We start from the raw sequence: 22,832 nt of genomic DNA, 5'->3' as shown, positions 1-22,832 counted from the left end.
CGGCGCGGTGCCGGGGCCCGCGAGCCCGGCATGATCCAAACGAGAGGCCCTAGCACAGGCCGCACCGGCCTCGTGTGGGGAATCCGGCCGAGTGGGCCCGTATGGGCGACACGCGGCCGGATCCCCCGGCCGGGCACCCCACGCGTCCCTGGTGAACCGTCAGTTGCCGTGCTAACTTCGCAGGCCGGTCAGGCAGGCGTACCGACTCATGGGGGACAGTCGGTGGAGAACGGAGTGGGTTCCGGCGAGGCCGCCGGTGCGGACGGGCAGCGCGCCACCAGTCTGGAACTGATGTTCCGACTCACCGCTGTGCTGTGCGAGCTGAGCTGCATGGAGGACGCCCAGGGCCGCGCCCAGTTCGCGACGGTGCTCGGCGAACACCTCGGCCGCACCGTCGACGTCCGCGGGATCCGGCTCCGCGAGGACGTCATCACCGTGGTGCGCACCGCGCTGAACGTGGGCGGCGGCGAACACGTACTGGTGCGCGTGGTCGAGCTCTTCGAGGGAAGCGCGCCCGCCGAGGAGATGCGCGCGCTGCTCGCGCCCGCCGCACCCCCGTCCCCGGCTCCCGAGAGCCTGCCCGGCCCGCTCTCCGGCCACGACACCGGCACCGCGCGCGGCCTGCTGGCCGACGCCGAGGGCGAGGTGTCCCCGGGCCGGCTGCGGGACCTGCTCGCCGACGAGCTCAACGGCCTCTACCTGCCGCCGGGCCTCACCCCGGAGCAGCTCTTCGGCCACGTCCTGGAGTGGAACGCGCAGCCGGACGGCTTACCCCCCGCGGTGCTCCTGGTCGACGCGGCGGCCTCGCTCGCCGCCCTGCCGGGGCACCGCGGCGCCCTCACCAAGTGGGTCGACGGCTGGGCGCAGCGCGCCGCCCTCACCGGGGCGGTGACCCGGCGCCGCACCGCCCGCGCCCGGGCGGCCCCCGACCCCGACATCCCCTGCTGTCTCATCGTCGCCGTGGAGCCCGCCCGCGACGGCTCCGGCGACATCGCCGTCCGCCCCTGGCTCAACAGCGTGCCGGGCCACTGGGACCCGCAGCCCGGCGAGCCCGCCACCACCTCCCTGGACCGTCTCGGCGAGGCCGTCGAACAGGCCCTGCGGCAGGGGGCCCGGCTCTGGCCCGTCCCGCCCGGACCGGGCTCCGGCGGCCATGAACAGCCGCCCACCTACATCGAGTTCGTCCTCCCCTACGACCTGCTCAACCACGACGTGGCCGGGCTGAGGTTCACCCTCGGCCACGGCCGCCCCCTGCCGTTGGGCCTGCGGTACGCCGTGCACCTGCGCAGTCTGGAACGGATGCGCACCGACGACCGGCTGGTCCGCCGGCAGTGGCAGGAGCGCTGGCGCGTGCTGCGGCAGCAGGGCGTCACGGTGCACGGCTGGACCGGCGACGACGCCCAGCGGCTCGACGCCTGGCAGACCACCCTCGCGGGGGAGTCGGCGCGCACCGCCGTGGTCCTCGACGCCCCCGCCGACACGCCCGCACTGGAGGCGCTCAAGGCAGCCATCGCCGAGGGCATCGCGCTGGCCATATGGGACCGCCGGGGGGTGTTCGTGGAGGAGCGGCGGGAGGTCGTCACCGCCGTCTTCGCCTCGGTGCCGGTCGCGGCCCAGATCCCCATGGCGATCCACCGGCTGCGCAGGAAGGCCGTGGACCCCGCGCAGAGTCCTGATCTCCTGGGGCGCCATATCGCCTTTTTCTGGGACGATCCTACGCGGTTGGTCGACATCCACACCGACGACGGCGACCTGGCCAACGAGGAGGCACCGGCATGACCGCGCAGGACGAGCAGGCGCCCGCGGAGCGGACGCGCCCACAGCCGGCCGAGGAGGGGACCGGCCGTCCGGACGGCACGGCGCCGGACGGCACGGACCGGGCCGCCGGCGACTGGCGGGTCTTCCACGCCACCGGCCGCGCCCCCGACGTCGCGCCCGGGCTGCCCGAGGCGCCGCCCTGGCGCCGGTTCGGCGGTGAACCGGCCCAGCCCGAGGCGCGGGACGACCCGCAGGCCGCCCTGCGCCGCCTCGGCCCGGGGGAGCCGACCCCCCAGCTCGGCCCCGACGAGATCGACACCGTGAACGCCGCGCTGGTGCTGCGCCGTCCGCTGCTGATCACCGGCCCGCCCGGTATCGGCAAGTCGACGCTCGCGTACCTGATCGCCCGGGAACTGGGGCTGGGGCGGGTGCTGGAGTGGAACATCGTCAGCCGCACCTCCCTCAAGGACGGGCTCTATCACCACGACGCCATGGGGCGGGCCCAGGCCATCGCCGCCTGGCAGGCGGGCCTGCGCGACGCACCGGACCCCGCGCCGGCCGCGGACCCGGCGGCAGCGGAGCCCGGCGAGGACTCGAACGGCCGTCAACTCGCGCCGCTGCTCGGTGATTTCGTCACGCTTGGGCCCCTGGGGACGGCTCTGCTGCCCTACGATCGACCCCGGGTGCTGCTCGTCGACGAACTCGACAAGAGCGACATCGACCTGCCGAACGACCTGTTGCACGTCCTGGAGAACGGAAGCTATGACGTCCCGGAGCTGGTCCGCGACGCCGCCGAGACCGCGCGGGTCCACACCAGTGACCCCGGCGTCCGCGCCGTGGTGCGGCGAGGGCGGGTCGAGTGCCGGGAGTTCCCCGTCGTGGTGATCACCAGCAACGGGGAACGCGAGTTCCCCGCCGCGTTCCGCAGGCGCTGCCTGCCGCTGGAGCTGCGCACCCCCACCCGGGAGCAGCTGCTCGCCATGGTCAGGCGGCACCTGGGGGAACGTCCGGCCGGTGCCGAGGACCTGGTGGACCTGTTCCTCCAGCGGGTGGAGGCCGGCGGCACGCACTCCCTGGACCAGTTGCTCAACGCTGTCCAGATCACCACCACGGGTGGTTTCCAGGTCGACGGCAGCGGGCGTAAGCTCGTCGAAATGCTCCTCCGCGACCTCGCGAAGGGCCGCTGAATGGACCACGGCTTTCCCAGGGAGCGCGCATCCGGATCCGGCGACGGCGGGCCTGTGCCGAGGCCGTGGCCCGGTTCGGCGTTCCCCGAGGACGGCGAGGAGCAGCCCGAGGACGGCGCATCCCTCTCCCCGGCCCCACCGGCATCCGTTGCCGGCCGTGACGGGGCCGACGGAGCGGTCGAGGCGCCGCACTGGCAGGAGGTCGCGGACGCGGTGTGGCTCGCCGCGTACTGGCACCACCACGGCGGACCGGGCACCGGGCGCGCCCCCGTCGCCGTACCGGCCGCCGGCCCCGCGACGGCCACCGCCCGCACCGGCCCGGCACAGCCCGACCCGGGCCCCGCACAGTCCCCGCAGGGTGCGGATCCAGCCGATTTCCGGCCCCGGACCGTGCTGCCGGACCCCGCCGTCCTCACCGGCGGGATGCCCTTCGACAGTCCCGGCACCCCGCGCCGCCCGCCGCCGGCCGGCCGCGCCGCCGGGACCGCCCCGCTGCCCGCCGAGGGCGGCTTGTTACCCCACCCTGAGGGCACCACCACGCTCCACGTCGGCGCCCCGCTGCTGTCCGACGCCAACCTCCCGCAGCACGGCCCCGGCCGCCGCACCGCCCTGCTCGCCCGCGCCCTGCACCAGCTCGCCCGCCACGTGCCCTCCCGCGACACCCACGAACTCGACGAGGAGACCACCGCCGAACAGGGCCTCGCCGACGGGATGTGGCTGCCGTTCCTGCGGCCCGCCCGCACCGCCGCCTTCGACCTGGTGCTGCTCGCCGACGACGCGCCCACCATGCGGATCTGGGAGGAGACGGTCACCCGGCTCTCCCGGGCCGCCGAACACAGCGGGGCCTTCCGCAACGTCCGCACCCTCCGCGTCGCCCTCCCGCGCACCGGCACCGCCGTACTGCGCGGGACCGGCGGCGGCCCGGCCGACCCGGCCGAACTCCTCGACGGACGCGGCGGCCGGGTCTTCCTCGTCGTCACCGACGGCCTCGCCCACGGCTGGGCCGCCACCGCCGCCGACTCCCTCCTCGGCCGGCTCGGCCGCTCCGGGCCCACGGCGCTGGTCCACCTCCTGCCGCCCCACCTGCGGCACCGCACCTCCCTCTACCCGCACCCGGCGGTCCTGGAGGCCGGCGGCTTCGGCGCGTCCAACGACGCCCTCGGCCACTGGGCGCCGCCCGGCGGCCCCGACCCCATGCGGCCCCTGCCCGAGGCCGGGGACGACTCCCTGCCGGTGCCGGTGCTCTCCCTCAAACCCGGCTCCGTCGCCACCTGGGCCGACCTCGTCACCGGCGAGCGCGGCGTGCGCCGCTCCCTGCCCGTGGTCCTCGCCGGCACGCTCACCAAGGGCGCCCCGGCTCCCGGTCTGCGCGCCCCCCGCTTCCCGCGCGCCGCGGCCGCCGCCGTACGCCGCTTCTTCACCCTCGCCACCCCCGCGGCCCGCCGCCTCGCCACTCAACTCGCGGCCATCCCCTTCGAGTTCGACCTCGTGGAGCAGCTGCGGCGCCGGGTCATGCCGGAGACCGGGCCGGACCACCTCGCCGAGATCCTCATGGGCGGGCTGATCGACTGGGACGGCGGCGGCGAGGGCCGCCCCGAGTTCGCCGACGGCGTCCGGGAGGCCCTGCTGGCCGCCACCACCCGCTCCCAACTCGCCCGCACCGTCGCCCTGGTGGGGGACCTCCCGGCGGCCGGCGCAAGGGGAGTGGCGCTGCGCGCCGCCCTGCGCGACCCGGCCGGCGCCGTGCTGCCCGACCCGGCCGAGCGCGGCTGGATGCGCAGCGAACTCGCCGTGATGCGCGCCCTGTCGGGCCCCTACTCCGAACGGGCCCGCCGCATCGAACCGGACCCCTCCCGGCTCCTGCCGGATGCACCCGAACGGGTGGACCCCGGCGTGTCCGGAGCCTCCCCCGGTGAGGTGGACCACCCGGACGGGGACGTCTTCCGCGACGATCAGGACGGGACGACTCCAGCGTCGGACCCCCCGGACCGCCCCGGAGGGCCCGTGCCGAGCCCGGTGACCGAGACCCAACACGAAGCCCCGGAGGCTGAGCCGCTCATGCAGAGCACCACGACCGCAACGCCGGCCCTCATGGTGAACGTTCCGCTCAGGAACACCTCGTTCGTCGGCCGCCAGGCGCTGCTGAGGGCCGTGGAGGACCAGCTCGGCGCCCAGGACACCGCGGCGGTGCTGCCGCACGCCCTGCACGGCCTCGGCGGCGTCGGCAAGTCCCAGCTGGCGTTGGAGTACATCTACACCCACCAGTACGACTACCGGGTGATCTGCTGGATCCCGGCGGAGCGCGAGAGCCTCATCCTGGCCGCGCTGTCCTCGCTGGCGGCCCGGCTGGGCGTCACCGCGGGCCAGGACAGCCCGGGCGCCTCCACCGCCAACACCGCCGTCCCCGCCGTGCTGGAGGCGCTGCGCGTCGGCCGCCCGTACGACAACTGGCTGCTCGTCTTCGACAACGCCGAGGACGTCGACGCGGTACGCAAGTTCTTCCCGACCAACGGCCCCGGCAAGGTCATCGTCACCTCCCGGAACCGGGCCTGGGAGCGGGTGGCGACCCCCCTGCCGGTCAACGTGTTCCAGCGCGAGGAGTCCGTCGAACTGCTCCAGCGGCGCTCGCCCGACCTGTCGGTGGAGGACGCCGACCGGCTGGCCGAGGCGCTCGGCGACCTGCCGCTCGCCGTGGAGCAGGCGGGCGCCTGGCGCGCGGTCACCGGCATGCTCGTCGACGACTACCTCGACCTGCTGGCCCAGCGCAGCCCGGACGTCCTTGACCTGGACCCGGCCCCCGACTACCCGGTCTCCGTCGCCGCCGCCTGGGACATCTCCCTGGAACGGATCCGGGAGAACAACATCGGTGCCCGCCAGCTCCTCGACATCTGCGCCAGCATGGCCCCGGAGCCCATCCCGCGGTCCATGCTGCGCGGCAGCCGGGGCATCAACATCACCCCGGAGATCGACCCCCTGCTGCGGGAGTCGATCAAACTCAACCGGGCGGTGCGGGACCTCAGCCAGTTCTCGCTGGTGAAGGTGGACCCGCGGACCGACACCCTGCAGATGCACCGCCTGCTCCAGACCGTGCTCCTCGCCAAGCTGTCCGAGGAGGAACGCGAGCGCATGCGGGACGCGGCCCACCAGCTGCTGTCGGCGGCCAAGCCGGGCCCTTACGGATCGGCCACCGAATGGCGCGCCTACCAGGCGCTGCTGCCGCACATCCTCTCCTCCGAGGCGGTGACCAGCACCGACACCTATGTCCGCACGCTGGTCTACGACACCGTGCTGTTCCTCTACTACTGGGGCGACCACGAGGGCGCGGCCCGGCTCGGCCGGCAGGCGTGGGAGGCGTGGCTGGCGACCTCGGGGGAGGAGGACACCCACGTCATCCGCATGGCGAAGAGCTTCGCCTTCACGCTCCGCCAGATCGGCCAGATCGAGGAGTCCATCCCGCTCACCGAGAAGGCCCTGGAGGTCTCGCGGCGGGTGCAGTTCGGGTCGGAGGAACTCATCGACTCCCTGTGCGAGATGGCCGACGCCCGCCGCTACCAGGGACGGTTCGAGGAGGCCCGGGACCTCGGGCAGGAGGCGACCGAGCAGGCCCGGTCGCTGTTCGGGCCGGAGGACCCGGTCGCCCTGCGGGCCACCCACAGCTGGGGCGTCGACCTGCGCCTGTGCGGACAGTTCCGGGAGGCCCTGCCCCTGGACGAGGAGAACGCCCGCCAGCGCGAGATGATGTTCGGGCCGACCAGCTTCTTCACCCTCAACAGCCTCAACGGCCTCGCCATCGACATGCGGGAGAGCGGCGACTACCCGGGCGCCCGCGAGTTCCTGGAGGACGTCTACCGGCGGTCCCGTGCCGCGATGGGCGAGGAGCACCCGCTCACCCTGCGCGTGGCCCGCAACCTGGGTGTCTGCCGCCGCCGGGACGGGGCGCTCGACGAGGCGGCCAAGCTCTCCGAGGAGACCCTGCGGCGCTTCGTGGCCCGGTACGGGGCGGGGCACGCCGACTCGCTCGCGACGGCCATCAACCTCTCCGTCGACCTGCGGCTGGGCGGCGACCACGAGCAGTCCCGCGCGCTGGGCGAGGACACCGCCGGCCGGTACGCGGCGCTGCTCGGCGAGAACCACGCCTACACCTTGCTGACGCGGGTCAACCTGGCCGCCACCCTGCGGGCGATCCCCCGGCTGGACGCCGCGCACGAGGTGGAGGAGGACACCGTCCACCGGCTGTCCGCGACCCTGGGCGATCTGCACGTGATCACCCGGACCGCGGCCATCGGGCAGGCCAACACGGCGTACGCGCAACTCGACTTCGAGCGCGCGCACGCCATCGACGAGGCCAACCTGCCGCTGCTCGCGGAGGTCGCCGGCGAGGACCACCCGCTGACCCTGTCCTGCCTGGCCAACCTCTCCCTGGACCTGCGGGGACTGGGCCGGGGCGCGGAGGCGGACGAGGCGCAGCGCAAGGCGGTCGAGGGCTTCAACCGGGTGGTGCGGGCCGACCACCCCTGGCTGACCGCCGCGCAGATCAAGCGCCGCATCGAGTGCGACCTGGCCCCGATGCCGCTGTAGGACGCAGGATCCCTCGGGGCGGGGGCGTGCCTGGCACCGTGTGCCACCCGCCGGGCACGCCCCGCACCCGCGACCCGTCAGCCCGGGTCCGCCGTGCGGGCCGGGGTCCCCTTCCGCTTCCCGGGGGCGGCCGGGGTGTCGACGGCCGGCCCGGCCGGACGCCGGACCAGGCCGAGGAGCGGCTGGGTCAGCAGCGTGGTGATCAGGGCCATGAACACCAGCACGCTGTACAGCGGTCCGCTCAGCAGGCCCGCCCGCAGCCCCGCATCCAGCGCGATCAGCTCGGTCAGCCCCCGGGCGCTCAGCAGCACGCCGACGGTACGGGCGTCGTCGCGGCCGAGACCGCCGAGCCGGGCGGTGAGCGTGCCGCTGCCGACCTTGGTGACCATCGCGAGGACCGTCACCACCAGCACGGCGGCCCAGCCGGCGGCGTCCATGCCGTCCAGGGTGACGGAGCGGCCCGAGACGACGAAGAAGAACGGCAGCAGCAGCGAACCCACCTCGTGCAGGGGCCGCACCAGGCCGGGGTCGAGGGTGCCGCCCGGTTCCCGGGGCGTCACCACACCCGCGAGCAGCGCGCCGAAGATGACGTGCAGTCCCAGGGAGTGCGTCACCCAGGCGGACCCGAGGGCGAAGCCGATGAGCAGCGCGAGACGCAGCGAGGGGTCCACGCCGGTGCGCCACAGCAGCCGGCGCAGCACCGGCCGGGCCGCGAGGGTCATCACGGCGACGAAGGCGAACGCCGGCGCGGCCCGCCAGGGCAGGCCGAGCGCGTGACCGTCGTCGTCCATCATGGTGCCGGCCAGCACCGTCCAGCAGACCACGTCGAGCAGGCCGGCCGCCGAGACGGCCACCACGCCGGGCACCGTGCCGGCCAGTCCGTTCTCCCGCACGACGGCGGTCAGCACCGGAACGGCCGTTATCGACAGGGCGATCCCGGCGAACAGCACCATGGCCGGGGAGAGGTCGCGCGGCATGCCGAGCGCGTGCAGCCGGTCCCGGAACAGCAGGGCCGCGCCGCAGCCCACGGCCATCGGCACCATGAACGAGGCCAGCGCGACCGCGACGGTGACCCGGGCCCGGCCGCCGAGCACACGCACGTCCAGTTCGTAGCCCACCGCGAACAGGAAGACCACCAGAGCGAACTGGGCGAACCCGGTGAGCGCGGTGGTGATCCCCTCGGGGAACAGCGCCCGGTAGGTGCCGGGGGCCGCCTGGCCGAGGAGGGACGGCCCGAGCGCGATGCCCGCCGCCAACTGGCCGACGATGTACGGCTGGCCGAGCCGCCGGGCGGCCCAGCCCGCCGCGTGCGCGGCCACCAGGACGAGGGCCGAGGCCCCCACGAAGTGCGCGATCAGCGCGTCGGCACGCATGCATCCCCCTGTGGTCCGACGGTCCGCACGGCCGACCGGCCGCCGGCACGGCTGCCTCGTATGCGTGTTTGAGGCCAACTAGCGCAGAATATAGGCAGTTTGACGACACATCGGGCTTCGGTGCACCCGGATGGGCGGCGCATCCGGCGACACGGGTGCCCGGTCCGGGGGCGGGAGCCGGGGCACCGGCCGGGCGGGGCGCCCTCCCGTGCCGCGTCCGGCCGCCGTCGGTGCCGCCGTGCGCCTCCCGTGCGCCCGCACGCGGGTCGTGCGCCGGTCCGGGGCGAGCGCGGCGCCCGCGCACGGCCGGCCGGCGATCCGGAGGGACGGTTTCCGGCCGTACGGGAGCGCCCCGCCTCCCACACGGGAGAGTGCCGTCCTCTCCTGCCCCCTGCCGGGCACCGGTGTCCGGCCGGGGGCGCGGAGATCGCGTCGTCCGCGGGCCCGGCCCGCCGGGGGACCGCGTGGCCGGACCCGGTCCGCCCCGCCGGTGAACCCGCAGTTGGCGGGTGCGGAGCGAGGGCCGCGCCGCGAGGCGTTTCCGCCCTCCGCCGCACCTCGGACCCGTCGCGTCGCACCCGGCCGGACGCGGCCGCCGTCGGCTCTCCCACCCGCCCCGCACGCCACCGCCGCGGGGCGCGGCCGGCGCCGCCGGGCGCCTTCCGGCCGACGGCGCACCCGGCGGACGCGGGCGCGAACACCGGCGCGCTCCATCGGAGTTCGGGGCGGTCGGGCGCCATTTCCCCGGCAATCGATGATCAGTTGGCGTGATCGTACGGTTTTCGATGGGGGACAGAATGGCCATGATGGATTGAGACACGGGGCATCGCGTGCCACCGTGCGAGAAGGGGGACGCACCTTGCAACAGCCGCCCGCTCAGCGCAACGCCGAAGCAGCCGTCCGGGAGCCGGCCCTCGCGGGGGGAGTTCCCGTGCGGGAGTCGGACCTGGTGGATCTCGCGGCTTGGCCCTTGACCGCCGTGGACGGCCTGGCCCCCCTTCGCCCCGGTACCCGCCTGCTCTCCGAGGTCCTGCGCTCGCGCGGGGGCATCAGGGGCGGCGGCGAGTCCGGTGGCGGTCAGGGCGCCAGGGCCGAATAGCCCGGCCCCGCAGACCCGGCGCCGCACCCCGTGAGGAGGTGCGCACCGCCGGGCTTCCGCATGCCCGCCCACCGACCGGAGGTCCACGGGAATGACCGAGCAGCGCACCGCCCCCTTCCGCATGCCCGAACGGCTCTTCGCGGAACTGGCCGCCGGCGGGGGCTCCGCGGAGGCCGTGGCCTTCCTCGAACAGGGCGAACGCGCCCGTCGCCTGCTGCTCCTGCGCACCCTGCTGGACCATCTCGTCGCCCTGCCCACCCCCCTGACCCCGGCCGCCGAGGCGTGGCGGGTGCTGAAGGAGGCCGCCCGGCGCGCCCCGGAGCCGGTCGAGGCGCTGCTGCTGGCGCCGACCACCGGGACGTGGATCGCCCACATGCTGCGCAGGGTGCACGGCACCGCGAGCGGCCCCCCGCTGTGGGCGGAGGCGGGCCGGCTGAACGCCCTCGCCGTCGTCGCCTCGCTGCGGGCGGGCACGGAGACGGTGCTGCGGGTCCCGCTCACCGACGGCGCGCTCCCGCTGCCCGGACTCGGCACGGCACGGCTGCCGGACGGGGCCGACGGTCCGGCGACGGGGCGGGCCGGCACCCGGGCGGGGGAACTCACCCTCACCGGGCCCGACCGGGCGGGCCGCCGGGCCACCCTGGTCTGCCGCCCCGCCCCGGAGCCGGTCGGTGCCGCCGTGAGCGCCGAGACCCCGCACTGGTCACCGCTGCGCACCCTGACCTGTGCGTCCGCCGCCGGGCCGGTGCCGATCCCGCTCGAGGACCTGGACCCCTACCGCGACCTCGACAACCCCGTACCGCCCGCCCGGCTGGACCCCGACGAGGCCCTGGCCTGGCAGCGGCTGTTCGACGGGGCCACGGCGCTCCTGGCCGACCCGCGGCCCGGCCCCGCGGCGGACGGCGCCGGGACGGCGGGCGACGCCGGACCGCGCACCCCGCGCACCCGGCTGCCCGGCCGGCTCGACCCCGCCCGCATCAAGGCGCTGGTGCCGTGGGGGAGGACCGCCGCCCAGCCGCCGCCCCCGACCGACGTGCGGGTCTCCGCGTCGAGCGGCGACGCCTACGGGGCCATGGTCGTCGCCCGTCCCGCCGGGGCGCTCGCGCTCGCCGAGACGCTGGTCCACGAGTTCCAGCACAGCAAGCTGGCCGCCCTGATCCACCTCTTCCCGCTCGCCGACGACGACCGCACCGAGCGCTACTACGCCCCCTGGCGCCCCGACCCCCGCCACCTCACCGGCCTGCTGCACGGCGCGTACGCCTTCACGGGCGTGGCCGGATTCTGGCGGGACCGGCTCGCGCACCCCGACCACGGTCCGGCCGCCGCCTACCACTTCGCCCTGCGCCGCACGCAGACCCGGCTGGTGGTCCGCACCCTCCTGACCAGCGGGCGGCTCACCGACGCCGGTCACGGGCTGGTGTCCGGGCTGGCCCGCACCCTGGACGGCTGGCTGCGCGAGCCGGTGGACGCCGCCGCCCGGGCCCGCGCCCGCACCGCCGCCGTCCTGCACCGCACCGAGTGGCGGCTGCGCAACGTCGCCCCGCCCACCGGTGCGCCGGCATCCGTGGCCGCCGGACCGCTCCGGTTCCGCGCCGACCGGACGGCCTGGTCCGACGTGCGCACCCACGCCTTCGCCACCCGCCCGGCGTCTCCCCGTACCCCCGACGAGCACCTGGCCGCGGGCGATCCGGCCGCCGCGTTCGACGGCTACACGGCCGCACTGGACCGGGAGCCCGGCGGTCCGGGGCTGCTGGCCGGATGGATCGTCGCCCGGGCCGCCCTGACCGGCGGCCGGGCCGCCCGCCGGATGCTGGCCCGGCCCGAGCTGCTGCCGCACCCGCGCGCCGGGCAGATTTACGTCCCCGCCGCAGAGGGGTGAACAGGCGCTCGGGTGGTCAGGATGGAGGCATGACCTACCATGTCGCCTCGGAGACCGGACGGCTGCGCCGGGTGATCCTGCACCGGCCCGATCTCGAGCTCAAGAGGCTCACCCCCAGCAACAAGGACGAGCTGCTGTTCGACGACGTGCTGTGGGTGCGCCGGGCGCGCGCCGAGCACGACGGGTTCGCCGACGTGCTGCGCGACCGCGGGGTCGCCGTCCACCTCTTCGGTGACCTGCTCACCCGGACCCTGGACATCCCCGAGGCCCGCACCCTCGTCCTGGACCGCGTCTTCGACGAGAAGGAGTACGGGCCGCTGGCCACCGACCACCTGCGGGCCGCGTTCGAGACGCTCCCCTCGCGGGACCTGGCGGAGGCCCTGGTCGGCGGCATGACCAAGCGGGAGTTCCTCGACACCCACCCGGAGCCGGTCTCGGTGCGCTTCCACGCCATGGAGCTGGACGACTTCCTGCTGGGCCCGCTGCCCAACCACCTCTTCACCCGCGACACCTCCGCGTGGATCTACGACGGCGTCGCCATCAACGCGATGCGGTGGCCGGCCCGGCAGCGCGAGACCGTGCACTTCGAGGCGATCTACCGGCACCACCCGCTGTTCCGGGACGAGACGTTCCGGGTCTGGTCCGAGGGGCAGGCCGACTACCCGTCCACCATCGAGGGCGGGGACGTGCTGGTCATCGGCAACGGGGCGGTGCTCATCGGGATGAGCGAGCGGACCACCCCGCAGGCCGTGGAGATGCTCGCGCACAAGCTGTTCGCCGCCGGTTCCGCCGAGACCATCGTGGCCCTGGACATGCCCAAGAGACGCGCCGTGATGCACCTCGACACGGTGATGACCATGGTCGACGGAGACACCTTCACCCAGTACGCGGGCCTCGGCATGCTGCGGTCGTACACCATCGAGCCGGGCGCGGGGGACCGGGAGCTGAAGGTCACCGACCATCCGCCGGAGCACATGCACCGGGCGATCGCCGCCGCCCTGGGGCTCAGCGAGATCAGGGTGCTGACCGCCACCCAGGACGTGCACGCCGCGGAGCGGGAGCAGTGGGACGACGGCTGCAACGTGCTGGCCGTCGAGCCCGGCGTGGTGATCGCCTACGAGCGCAACGCCACCACCAACACGCACCTGCGCAAGCAGGGCATCGAGGTGATAGAGATCCCCGGCAGCGAACTGGGCCGGGGCCGGGGCGGCCCGCGCTGCATGAGCTGCCCGGTGGAACGGGACGCGGTGACGTGACCCGGGGCCGCCCGCCGGGCCGCTCGGCCTGCCGGGCCGCTCCGCCCGCCGGGCCGCTCCGCCCACCCGGCCGCATAGAAATTCTAAGGCTCGTATAGAATTCCAGCGACCCCGTCCCCGCATCCCTGGAGCGCCCCATGGCGACAGTCCCGACCGCCCTCGCCGGCCGCCACTTCCTCAAGGAGGCGGACTTCACCGAGCAGGAGTTCCTCGGCCTGCTCGACCTGGCCGCGGAGCTGAAGGCCGCCAAGAAGGCCGGGACCGAGACCCGGTACCTCGGGGGCAGGAACATCGCGCTCATCTTCGAGAAGCCGTCCACCCGGACCCGGTGCGCCTTCGAGGTCGCCGCCGCCGACCAGGGCGCCGCGACGACCTACATCGACCCGAGCGGCTCCCACATCGGCACCAAGGAGTCGGCGAAGGACACCGCCCGGGTGCTCGGCCGGATGTTCGACGCGATCGAGTTCCGGGGCGACGCGCAGGCCACCGTGGAGACCCTCGCCGAGTACGCCGGGGTGCCGGTCTACAACGGTCTCACCGACGAGTGGCACCCCACCCAGATGCTGGCCGACGTGCTCACCATGACCGAGCACAGCGCCAAGCCGCTGAAGGAGATCTCCTTCGCCTACCTCGGGGACGCCCGCTTCAACATGGGCAACTCCTACCTCGTCACCGCCGCGCTGCTGGGCATGGACATCCGCATCGTCGCGCCGAAGACCTACTGGCCCGCGCAGGAGGTCGTGGACCGGGCCCGCGCGCTCGCCGGGGCGGGCGGTGCCCGCATCACGCTCACCGAGGACATCGCCGAGGGCGTGGCGGGCGCCGACTTCGTCGGCACCGACGTGTGGGTGTCGATGGGGGAGCCCAAGGAGGTCTGGGACGAGCGGATCAGCGCCCTCGCCCCGTACGCCGTGACCATGGACGTGCTGCGCGCCACGGGCAACCCGGACGTCAAGTTCCTGCACTGCCTGCCCGCCTTCCACGACCTCGGCACGCAGGTGGCCCGCGAGGTGTACGAGACGCACGGACTCACGTCGCTGGAGGTCACCGACGAGGTCTTCGAGTCGGCCCACTCGGTCGTCTTCGACGAGGCCGAGAACCGCATGCACACGATCAAGGCGGTGCTGGTCGCGACCCTGGCCTGACGGCACACGGCACACGGCACACGGCACACGGCACACGGCCCACGGCACACGGCCCACGGGCCCTGGGCGGTCCGGTCAGGCGCGGCGTCGCTGGGGCGGCACCGTGGGCAGGCGGAACCACACCGCCTTGCCGGTCGGCGTGGGCCGGTGGCCGCAGGACGAACTGAGCGTGCGGATCAGCAGCAGGCCCCGGCCGTGCTCCTGCCAGGGATCCGGTTCGCCCGGCTCGGGCCGGGTGAGCCGGCGGGGCGGCACGGGATCCCGGTCGTGCACCTCCACCCGGCAGCCGGTCGGCAGCAGCTCCACCACCAGCTCTATCGGGCTGCCGCCCGCGGTGTGCTCCACCGCGTTGGCCACCAGTTCCGCCGTCAGCAGCTCCGCCGTGTCGCTGTCCGCGGAGTGCTCCACCTCGGCCAGCGCCGTCCGGACCAGGGCACGCGCGACGGGCACCGCCGCGGTCGTGTGCGGCAGCGCCACGCGCCAGGAGGCGGGGACGGGGGAGCGTTCGTACAAGGCAGGTCCGTTCATCAGCAGGCTGTCCTGCTTTCAATTACTCAATGGTACGGCTCCTCCGGCGGGCCCCCGGGGAGGGGCCCCGCCGGCGAGTGCCGGGCGCCGTGCCGGGGTGTCCGACCCCGGCACCGCTGGGCGTACCCGGCAGAACCCTCCCCCTCCCGCGGCCGGGCGCGCCGTTACCGGGTCGTCGACGAGCCGTGACGGACGTGACCGTGCGCCGACGGGGAACGGGACGTGACGGTACGGGGCGCGTCCCGGTGTCGCCGTCGGCTGTATCGCGAACTCGTGACGACAGTCACGGATGAGTGATAGTTTCGTGGGGCAGCACTCACTGAGCCGCGCAGTGCCCGCCCGAGGAGGCCGCCCTCATGAGTCCCTTCACCGGCTCCGCCGCCCGCACCGCCCGCTGGGAACACCTGCGGGTCGAGCGGGCCGACGGCGTCGCCACCGTCACCCTGGCCCGCCCCGAGAAGCTCAACGCGCTCACCTTCGGCGCCTACGCCGACCTGCGCGACCTGCTCGCCGAACTGTCCCGGGAGCGCTCCGTGCGGTCGCTGGTGCTGGCCGGCGAGGGGCGCGGCTTCTGCTCCGGCGGCGACGTCGACGAGATCATCGGCGCCACCCTCGCCATGGACACCGCCCAGCTGCTCGACTTCAACCGCATGACCGGTCAGGTCGTGCGGGCGGTACGGGAGTGCCCGTTCCCGGTGATCGCCGCGGTGCACGGGGTGGCCGCGGGCGCCGGCGCGGTCCTCGCCCTGGCCGCCGACTTCCGGGTCGCCGACCCCACCGCCCGGTTCGCCTTCCTCTTCACCCGGGTCGGACTGTCCGGCGGCGACATGGGCGCCGCCTACCTGCTGCCCCGGGTCGTCGGCCTCGGCCACGCCACCCGCCTGCTCATGCTCGGCGAACCGGTGCGGGCCCCCGAGGCCGAGCGGATCGGCCTGATCAGCGAACTCACCGACGAGGCCGGAGCCGACGCCGCCGCCCTCGCCCTCGCGCGCCGCCTGGCCGACGGCCCCGCCCTGGCGTACGCCCAGACCAAGGCCCTGCTCACCGCCGAACTCGACATGCCGCTGGCCGCCTCCGTGGAGCTGGACGCGGCCACCCAGGCCCTGCTCATGCACGGCGAGGACTACGCCGAGTTCCACGCGGCCTTCACCGGCAAGCGCCCGCCGAAGTGGCGGGGGCGGTAGCCGTGCGGGTCGCGGTCGTCGGCGGCGGACCCGGCGGACTGTACGCGGCGGCCCTGCTCAAACGGCAGGATCCCGCCCGCGAGATCACCGTCTTCGAGCGCAACGCCCCCGACGACACCTTCGGGTTCGGCGTCGTCCTCTCCGACGAGACCCTCGGCGGTATCGAGCACGCCGACCCGGACGTCTACGCGGCGCTGCGCCGGGACTTCGTGCGCTGGGACGACATCGACATCGTGCACCGCGGCACCCGCCACACCTCGGGCGGCCACGGCTTCGCCGCCCTCGGCCGGCACCGGCTGCTGGAGATCCTGCACACGCGCTGCCGTGCCCTCGGCGTCGACCTGCGCTTCGGGACCGAGGCGCCGGAACCGGCCCGACTGGCCCGCAGCCACGACCTGGTGGTGGCCGCCGACGGGGTGCACAGCGGCACGCGCGCCGCCTTCGCCGACGTCTTCCGGCCGAGCGTCACCGCACACCGCTGCCGCTACATCTGGCTGGCCGCCGACTTCGCCTTCGACGCCTTCCGCTTCGAGATCGCCGAGACCGAGCACGGCGTGATGCAGCTGCACGGCTACCCCTTCGCCGCCGACGCCTCCACCGTGATCGTCGAGATGCGCGAGGAGGTCTGGCGGGCCGCCGGATTCGACGGGTTGTCCGAGGACGAGTCGGTGGAACGCTGCGCCAAGCTGTTCGCGGACGCGCTCGGCGGACGCCCCCTGCGCTCCAACACGTCGGCCTGGACCACCTTCCGCACGGTCGTCAACGAGCGCTGGTCGCACGGCAACCTCGTGCTCCTCGGCGACGCCGCGCACACCGCCCACTTCTCCATCGGCTCCGGCACCAAGCTGGCCGTCGAGGACGCCCTCGCCCTGGCCGGCCACGTCGGCTCGGAGCCCTCGCTCGACCGCGCCCTCGCCGCCTACGAGGCGGAACGGCGGCCGCTGGTCGCCTCCACCCAGCGCGCCGCCCGGGCCAGCCTGGAGTGGTTCGAGAACCTGGCCCGCTACCTCGGGCAGCCGCCCCGCCAGTTCGCCTTCAACCTGCTGACCCGCAGCCGCCGCGTCACCCACGACAACCTGCGGCTGCGCGACGCCCGGTTCACCGAGGCCGTCGAGGAGGAGTTCGGCTGCCCGCCGGGCACTCCGCCGATGTTCACCCCGTTCCGGTTGCGCGGGCTGACCCTGCGCAACCGGGTCGTCGTCTCGCCGATGGACATGTACTCCGCCACGGACGGCGTCCCCGGCGACTTCCACCTCGTCCACCTCGGCGCGCGGGCGCTGGGCGGGGCGGGGCTGGTGATGACCGAGATGGTGTGCGTCAGCGCCGAGGGACGCATCACCCCCGGCTGCGCCGGACTCTGGACCGGCCGTCAGGCCGACGCGTGGCGGCGGATCACCGACTTCGTGCACCGCAGCGCCCCCGGCACGGCGATCGGTGTCCAGCTCGGCCACAGCGGCCGCAAGGGTTCGACCAAGCTGATGTGGGAGGGCATGGACGAGCCCCTGGAGGACGGCAACTGGCCCCTGGTCGCCGCCTCCCCGCTGCCCTACCGGCCCGGCAGCCAGACCCCGCGCGAGCTGAGCCGGGCCCAGCTCACCGACATCCGCGAGCAATTCGTGGCAGCCGCCCGGCGGGCCGCGCGCGCCGGGTTCGACCTGCTGGAACTGCACTGCGCACACGGCTATCTGCTCTCCGGCTTCCTCTCCCCGCTGACCAACCGCCGCACCGACGCCTACGGGGGGACCCCGGAGAACCGGCTCCGCTTCCCGCTGGAGGTGTTCGACGCGGTCCGTGCCGTGTGGCCGGAGGACCGCCCGGCGACCGTGCGCATCTCGGCCACCGACTGGGCCGAGGGCGGCACCACCGGCGACGACGCCGTCGTGCTGGCCCGGGCCTTCGCCGAGCACGGCGCCGACGCCGTCGACGTGTCGACCGGGCAGGTGGTGGCCGACGAGCGGCCGGAGTTCGGGCGGTCCTACCAGACGCCGTTCGCCGACCGCATCCGGCACGAGGTGGGCGTCCCGGTCATCGCGGTCGGCGCGATCTCCTCCTGGGACGACGTCAACTCGCTGATCCTGGCGGGCCGTACCGACTTGTGCGCACTGGCCCGCCCGCACCTGTACGACCCGCACTGGACGCTGCACGCGGCGGCCGAACAGGGCTACGACGGGCCGGGCGTCGTGTGGCCCGCGCCGTACCGGGCGGGCAGCCGGCCCCCGCAGACCGGGCGCAAGGACACGGCGGGCGCCCGGCCGGCACCGCGGCGGTCGGCGCGGGGCTGACCAGCGGGCCGGGGCCCGGCGGCACCCGACCGACCCGGGCCGTCACGCCGGGACCGTCCCCGGGTCAGAGCCCGACGAAGGCGGCGCCCGCGTCCCGCAGGCGGGCGTGCAGGCCCTGGAAGACGGCCGCCGACCGCGCCCCGGGCCAGTCGCCGGGCAGCAGGGCCGCGGGCAGGCCGGGGTCGGTGTAGGGCAGGTGGCGCCAGGAGTCGAGGGCCAGGAGGTAGTCGCGGTACGCCTCCTCGGGCGGGGTGTCCGCGCGCCCCTCCCAGGTGCGCAGCACCTCCTCGTGGCGGGCCAGGAACGTCTCGTGCTCCTTGGCGATCCGGGCCAGGTCCCACCAGCGGGCGACCGCGTCGGCGGTGGCGGCGAAGCCGAGGTGGGCGCCGCGGAAGAAGTCGACGTACTCGTCCAGGCCGAGCCGCTCCAGGGTGTGCCGCGTCTCCTCGTACAGCCGGGCGGGGGCGATCCACACCCCGGGCGCGGCCGTGCCGAAGCCGAGGCCGGACAGGCGGGAGCGCAGCACGTGCCGCTTCTGCCGCTCCGACTCCGGCACCGAGAACACCGCGAGCACCCAGCCCTCGTCCTCCGGCGGGGCGGTGGCGTAGATGCGGCGGTCGCCGTCCTCCAGCAACTGGCGGGCGTCGGCGGACAGTTCGTACCCGGCAGCGCCCTGGGCGGTGCGGGCCGGGACGAGCAGTCCGCGCCGTTTGAGCCGGGACACCGAGGAGCGGACGGAGGGGGCGTCCACGCCCACCGCCGCCAGGAGCCGGATCAGCTCCGCGACGGGCACCGGGCCCGGCACGAAGCGGCCGTACGCGCCGTAGAGCGTGACGATGAGAGACCGTGGAGCAGGCTGGTCGGACACGTTGATCATCTTAGGGCCTCTCGTCTGGATCATGCCGGGCTCGCGGGCCCCGGCACCGCGGACCCCGCTCCCTGATCCGGCCTGATCCGAACGAAAGACCCCAGGTCGTGCGGGCGGTGCCCGTCCCACCGCGTCATGCCCGGTCGGCTCCGGCGGCCGGGGCCGACCGCAGCCGGAAGCGCTGGAGCTTGCCGGTCGCGGTGCGCGGCAGGGCGTCCAGGAACACGATCTCGCGGGGGCACTTGAACGGCGCGAGTTCCGCCTTCACGAAGGTGCGCAGGGCCTCCCCGTCCCGTGCGGCGCCGTCCTTGAGTACCGCGTACGCCACGACCACTTGGCCGCGCGCCTCGTCGGGCCGTCCCACGACGGCCGCCTCGACGACGTCGGGGTGCCGCAGCAGGGCGTCCTCGACCTCGGGGCCGGCGATGTTGTACCCGGCCGAGATGATCATGTCGTCGGCGCGGGCGACGTACCGGAAGTAGCCGTCGGGTTCGCGGACGTAGGTGTCGCCGGTGATGTTCCACCCGTCGCGCACGTAGTCGCGCTGGCGCGGGTCGGCGAGGTAGCGGCAGCCGACCGGTCCGCGCACCGCCAGCAGTCCCGGTTCGCCGTCCGGCAGCGGCGCGCCGTCGGCGTCCTGCACGCGCGCCTGCCAGCCGGGGACCGGGAGGCCCGTGGTGCCGGGGCGGATCCGCTCGTCGGCGGCGGAGATGAAGATGTGCAGCAGCTCGGTGGCGCCGATGCCGTTGATGATGCGCACGCCGGTGCGTTGCTGCCAGGCTCGCCAGGTCGCGGCCGGCAGGTTCTCGCCCGCCGAGACGCAGCGGCGCAGCGAGGAGAGGTCGTGGGAGTCGAGCCCGTCGAGCATCGCCCGGTAGGCGGTGGGCGCGGTGAACAGCACCGACACCCGGTGCGCGGCGATCGCGGGCAGCAGCTGGTCCGGGTGGGCCTGTTCGAGCAGCAGCGCGCTCGCCCCCGCCCGCAGCGGGAACACCACCAGCCCGCCGAGCCCGAAGGTGAAGCCGAGCGGGGGACTGCCCGCGAACACGTCGTCGGCCCGGGGCCGCAGGACGTGTCGGGAGAAGGTGTCCGCGATCGCCAGCACGTCCCGGTGGAAGTGCATGCAGCCTTTGGGGCGCCCGGTGGTGCCCGAGGTGAAGGCGATCAGCGCCACGTCGGCGGCGGCGGTGGGCACCGCCTCGTACGGGGTGCCGGGTGCCGGGCGGCGCAGCAGGTCGTCCGGGGTGTCACCGCCGTACGTGGTGATCCGCAGCCCCGGGATCCCGGCCTTGGCGAGGTCGTCGACCGACCGGACGTCGCACAGGGCGTGCCGGACGCCGGCGATCTCGCAGATGGTGCTCAGCTCGTGCGGACGCTGCTGGGCCAGCACGGTGACGGCGACCGCGCCCGCCTTCAGCACCGCCAGCCAGCAGGCCGCGAGCCAGGGGGTGGTGGGTCCGCGCAGCAGCACCCGGTTGCCCGGCACCACCCCGAGGTCGCCCGTGAGGACGTGCGCGAGCCGGTCGACGCGGGCCCGCAGCCTGCCGTAGGTCCACGGGTCCCCGTCGGGGGTGCGGAACGCCGGCCGGTCGTCGGGCGGCCCCTGGAGGAGCTCGGCGGCGCAGTTCAGCCGCTCGGGATACGCCAGCTCCGGCAGGTCGAAGCGGAGTTCCGGCCACTGACCGGGTGGCGGGAGGTGGTCGCGGGCGAAGGTGTCGACGTGCGCGGTGGCCCGTGGATTCATGACGGTTCGCCCCCTCGGCGTGGTGGGCTCGCAGAAGGAGCGTATCGTGTTGGTGACGACAGTCAACGGTTCGCGATAGCCTCGGACGGTCATCCGGGGCGGAACCCGAGAGGGCGGCCCGGCGGGGAGAGAAGGGACCGGCGATGACCGCATTCTCGCTCGAACCGGCACAAGCCGCCTGGTGCGCCGAGCTCCGGGACCTGGCCGCCGACCGCCTGCGCCCGCTCGCCGGCAAGGGCGAACCCGGGCACGTCAACCGCGCCCTGGTCGCGGAACTCGGCGGCCTCGGCCTGCTGTCCCGCCTGTTCACCTCCGGCGCCCTCGACCTGTGCCTGATGCGGGAGTCCCTCGCCCGCGCCTGCACCGAGGCCGAGACCGCCCTCGCCCTGCAGGGGCTCGGCGCCCACCCCGTGCACGCCCACGGCACCGAGGCCCAGCGCGCCCGCTGGCTGCCCCGGGTGAGCGACGGCAGCGCGGTCGCCGCCTTCGCGCTCAGCGAGCCCGGCGCCGGGTCCGACGCGGCCGCGCTGGCGCTCGCGGCCCGCCCGGACGGCGCGGACCGCTGGCGCCTCACCGGCGAGAAGTGCTGGATCTCCAACGCGCCCGAAGCCGACTTCTACACCGTCTTCGCCCGCACCGGGCCCGGCGCCGGGGCCCGCGGGGTGTCGGCCTTCCTGGTCCCCGCCGACCGCCCCGGACTGACCGGGGAGCCCCTCGACATGCTCTCCCCGCACCCCATCGGCTCGCTGTGCTTCGACGCCGTCGAGGTCACCGCCGACGACCTGCTCGGCGAGCCCGGCCGGGGCTTCCGGGTCGCGATGGACACCCTCAACCTGTTCCGGTCCAGCGTCGGCGCCTTCGCCGTCGGCATGGCCCAGGCGGCGCTCGACGCGGCCCTCGTGCACACCGCCGGCCGGGAGGCGTTCGGCGGCCGGCTCGGCGACCTCCAGGCCGTCTCCCACCAGGTCGCCGAGATGGCCGTGCGCACCGAGGCGGCCCGGCTGATGGTCTACGCGGCGGCCGCGGCCCACGACGCGGGCGATCCGGACGTCCCCCGGCGCGCGGCCATGGCCAAGCTGCTGGCCACCGAGACCGCGCAGTACGTCGTGGACCGCGCGGTGCAACTGCACGGGGCCCGCGCCCTGCGCCGCGGCCACCTGCTCGAACACCTCTACCGCGAGGTCCGCGCCCCCCGCATCTACGAGGGCGCCAGCGAGGTGCAACGCAGCATCATCGCCAAGGAGTTGTACAAGTCTCTGGAGGACCGTTGACCGCCGAGCGCATCAACCCGCCCGATCTCTCCCCGCCGGCCGGCTTCTCCCACGCGGTCGTCACGACCGGCTCCCGGGTGGTGTTCCTGGCCGGCCAGACCGCACTCGACGGCGACGGCAAGATCGTCGGCGACACCCTGCCCGAGCAGTTCACCCGGGCCCTGGACAACCTCCTCGCCGCGCTGCGCGCGTCCGGTGGCGCGCCGGCCGACCTGGCCCGCGTCACCGTCTACGCCACCGACATCGCCGGGTACCGGGTGCAGGCCCGGGAGATCGGCCGCATCTGGCGGGAGGCGGCGGGCCGCGACTACCCGGCGATGGCCGTCGTCGAGGTGGTCCGCCTCTGGGACGAACGGGCGCTGGTGGAACTCGACGGCTTCGCCGTCCTGCCCTGACCGGTCGCGCCACCCGCGCGCGACGCGTCCGCGCCCCCGTGCCCCCGCCAGAGGGTCAGGCGGCCACCACGAGAGGGCCGACGGGGGCGCGGTGCGGTGCGACCACCCGGCCGTCGGGCAGCAGTTCACCGGTGTCGTCGAAGACGATCGCACCGTCGCACAGCAGGCTCCAGCCCTGCTCGGGGTGGGCGGCCGCCACGTGCGGGGCGGGGGAGTCGGTCCGGGCGCAGGACGGCTGGTGGGCACACATGGCGCACCTCCACATCGGGGTCGTTCCGAACGGGC

15 protein-coding genes are annotated in these 22,832 nt (G+C 74.9%); 10 read left to right on the top strand and 5 right to left on the bottom strand.

Annotation, left to right across the window (positions count from 1 at the left end):
* Positions 1-222 precede the first annotated feature (222 nt).
* From ACIRPP_RS12695 to fxsT, 3 genes are read left to right on the top strand one after another with little or no spacing between them, the layout of a single operon-like run.
* Positions 223-1,779, top strand: coding sequence for a hypothetical protein (locus ACIRPP_RS12695; RefSeq protein ID WP_403640959.1), 1,557 nt, complete (start codon positions 223-225; stop codon positions 1,777-1,779).
* Positions 1,776-2,945, top strand: coding sequence for an AAA family ATPase (locus ACIRPP_RS12690; protein WP_403640956.1), 1,170 nt, complete (start codon positions 1,776-1,778; stop codon positions 2,943-2,945). Before ACIRPP_RS12695 ends, ACIRPP_RS12690 begins: the two co-directional genes overlap by 4 nt.
* The gene (fxsT, locus tag ACIRPP_RS12685) at positions 2,946-7,523 is read left to right on the top strand and encodes an FxSxx-COOH system tetratricopeptide repeat protein (protein WP_403640953.1); all 4,578 of its coding nucleotides are present in this window, start codon (positions 2,946-2,948) and stop codon (positions 7,521-7,523) included.
* A 77-nt stretch (positions 7,524-7,600) separates the two neighbouring features.
* Here the strand turns inward: fxsT and ACIRPP_RS12680 are convergent, their stop codons facing one another.
* Positions 7,601-8,896 carry a cation:proton antiporter gene (locus tag ACIRPP_RS12680; protein ID WP_403640951.1) on the bottom strand — a complete coding sequence of 432 codons (1,296 nt, stop codon included), beginning with the start codon at positions 8,894-8,896 and terminating at the stop codon, positions 7,601-7,603.
* A 1,190-nt stretch (positions 8,897-10,086) separates the two neighbouring features.
* Between ACIRPP_RS12680 and ACIRPP_RS12675 the strand changes: the two genes are divergently transcribed.
* The 3 genes from ACIRPP_RS12675 to argF all read left to right on the top strand — a co-directional run bounded on the left by ACIRPP_RS12675 (position 10,087) and on the right by argF (position 14,275).
* On the top strand, positions 10,087-11,874 hold the full coding sequence (locus ACIRPP_RS12675; RefSeq protein ID WP_403640949.1) for an HEXXH motif domain-containing protein: 1,788 nt from the start codon (positions 10,087-10,089) through the stop codon (positions 11,872-11,874).
* Positions 11,875-11,903: 29 nt separating this feature from the next.
* Positions 11,904-13,130: an arginine deiminase gene (locus ACIRPP_RS12670; RefSeq protein WP_403640947.1), complete on the top strand. Its 1,227-nt coding sequence runs from the start codon at positions 11,904-11,906 to the stop codon at positions 13,128-13,130.
* 137 nt (positions 13,131-13,267) lie between these two features.
* The gene (gene argF, locus ACIRPP_RS12665; protein ID WP_403640945.1) at positions 13,268-14,275 is read left to right on the top strand and encodes an ornithine carbamoyltransferase; all 1,008 of its coding nucleotides are present in this window, start codon (positions 13,268-13,270) and stop codon (positions 14,273-14,275) included.
* A 75-nt stretch (positions 14,276-14,350) separates the two neighbouring features.
* On the opposite strand, the gene ACIRPP_RS12660 is transcribed toward argF, so the two are convergent.
* Positions 14,351-14,803 carry an ATP-binding protein gene (locus ACIRPP_RS12660; RefSeq protein WP_403640943.1) on the bottom strand — a complete coding sequence of 151 codons (453 nt, stop codon included), beginning with the start codon at positions 14,801-14,803 and terminating at the stop codon, positions 14,351-14,353.
* A 356-nt stretch (positions 14,804-15,159) separates the two neighbouring features.
* Between ACIRPP_RS12660 and ACIRPP_RS12655 the strand changes: the two genes are divergently transcribed.
* The gene (locus ACIRPP_RS12655) at positions 15,160-15,987 is read left to right on the top strand and encodes an enoyl-CoA hydratase family protein (RefSeq protein ID WP_403640940.1); all 828 of its coding nucleotides are present in this window, start codon (positions 15,160-15,162) and stop codon (positions 15,985-15,987) included.
* A complete protein-coding gene (locus ACIRPP_RS12650; RefSeq protein ID WP_403640938.1) occupies positions 15,972-18,269 on the top strand; it encodes a bifunctional salicylyl-CoA 5-hydroxylase/oxidoreductase in 2,298 nt (765 codons plus the stop codon). The genes ACIRPP_RS12655 and ACIRPP_RS12650 overlap by 16 nt, the downstream gene beginning before the upstream one ends.
* Positions 18,270-18,333: 64 nt before the next feature.
* Here ACIRPP_RS12650 and ACIRPP_RS12645 read toward each other — a convergent pair whose 3' ends face one another.
* Together ACIRPP_RS12645 and ACIRPP_RS12640 are read right to left on the bottom strand one after the other, a co-directional pair.
* Entirely contained in the window at positions 18,334-19,146 is an 813-nt protein-coding gene (locus tag ACIRPP_RS12645) for a PaaX family transcriptional regulator C-terminal domain-containing protein (protein WP_403640935.1), read from the bottom strand.
* Positions 19,147-19,270: 124 nt separating this feature from the next.
* Entirely contained in the window at positions 19,271-20,881 is a 1,611-nt protein-coding gene (locus tag ACIRPP_RS12640; protein ID WP_403640932.1) for an AMP-binding protein, read from the bottom strand.
* Between the two features lie 143 nt (positions 20,882-21,024).
* Between ACIRPP_RS12640 and ACIRPP_RS12635 the strand changes: the two genes are divergently transcribed.
* Together ACIRPP_RS12635 and ACIRPP_RS12630 are read left to right on the top strand one after the other, a co-directional pair.
* Positions 21,025-22,152 (top strand): acyl-CoA dehydrogenase family protein, encoded by a 1,128-nt coding sequence (locus ACIRPP_RS12635; RefSeq protein ID WP_403640929.1) that lies wholly within the window; start codon positions 21,025-21,027, stop codon positions 22,150-22,152.
* Entirely contained in the window at positions 22,149-22,547 is a 399-nt protein-coding gene (locus tag ACIRPP_RS12630) for a RidA family protein (protein ID WP_403640926.1), read from the top strand. The genes ACIRPP_RS12635 and ACIRPP_RS12630 overlap by 4 nt, the downstream gene beginning before the upstream one ends.
* A gap of 55 nt (positions 22,548-22,602) precedes the next feature.
* Here the strand turns inward: ACIRPP_RS12630 and ACIRPP_RS12625 are convergent, their stop codons facing one another.
* Complete coding sequence (locus tag ACIRPP_RS12625; protein ID WP_164349479.1) at positions 22,603-22,797, bottom strand: DUF5999 family protein; 195 nt, start codon at positions 22,795-22,797, stop codon at positions 22,603-22,605.
* Positions 22,798-22,832 lie beyond the last annotated feature (35 nt).

The sequence above is a fragment of the Streptomyces sp. NPDC101219 genome (genome assembly GCF_044767675.1).
GTDB lineage: Bacteria > Actinomycetota > Actinomycetes > Streptomycetales > Streptomycetaceae > Streptomyces.
Note: the sequence above shows the minus strand (reverse complement) of the source record. Positions and strands in the feature narration are given on the sequence as shown.

Bases quoted from the DNA above. Each gene is read 5' to 3' on its own strand.
- ACIRPP_RS12690 (WP_403640956.1), top strand. From the start codon at position 1,776: ATGACCGCGCAGGACGAGCAGGCGCCCGCGGAGCGGACGCGCCCACAG.
- fxsT (WP_403640953.1), top strand. From the start codon at position 2,946: ATGGACCACGGCTTTCCCAGGGAGCGCGCATCCGGATCCGGCGACGGC.
- ACIRPP_RS12680 (WP_403640951.1), bottom strand. From the start codon at position 8,896: ATGCGTGCCGACGCGCTGATCGCGCACTTCGTGGGGGCCTCGGCCCTC.
- ACIRPP_RS12675 (WP_403640949.1), top strand. From the start codon at position 10,087: ATGACCGAGCAGCGCACCGCCCCCTTCCGCATGCCCGAACGGCTCTTC.
- ACIRPP_RS12670 (WP_403640947.1), top strand. From the start codon at position 11,904: ATGACCTACCATGTCGCCTCGGAGACCGGACGGCTGCGCCGGGTGATC.
- argF (WP_403640945.1), top strand. From the start codon at position 13,268: ATGGCGACAGTCCCGACCGCCCTCGCCGGCCGCCACTTCCTCAAGGAG.
- ACIRPP_RS12660 (WP_403640943.1), bottom strand. From the start codon at position 14,803: ATGAACGGACCTGCCTTGTACGAACGCTCCCCCGTCCCCGCCTCCTGG.
- ACIRPP_RS12655 (WP_403640940.1), top strand. From the start codon at position 15,160: ATGAGTCCCTTCACCGGCTCCGCCGCCCGCACCGCCCGCTGGGAACAC.
- ACIRPP_RS12645 (WP_403640935.1), bottom strand. From the start codon at position 19,146: ATGATCAACGTGTCCGACCAGCCTGCTCCACGGTCTCTCATCGTCACG.
- ACIRPP_RS12640 (WP_403640932.1), bottom strand. From the start codon at position 20,881: ATGAATCCACGGGCCACCGCGCACGTCGACACCTTCGCCCGCGACCAC.
- ACIRPP_RS12635 (WP_403640929.1), top strand. From the start codon at position 21,025: ATGACCGCATTCTCGCTCGAACCGGCACAAGCCGCCTGGTGCGCCGAG.
- ACIRPP_RS12625 (WP_164349479.1), bottom strand. From the start codon at position 22,797: ATGTGTGCCCACCAGCCGTCCTGCGCCCGGACCGACTCCCCCGCCCCG.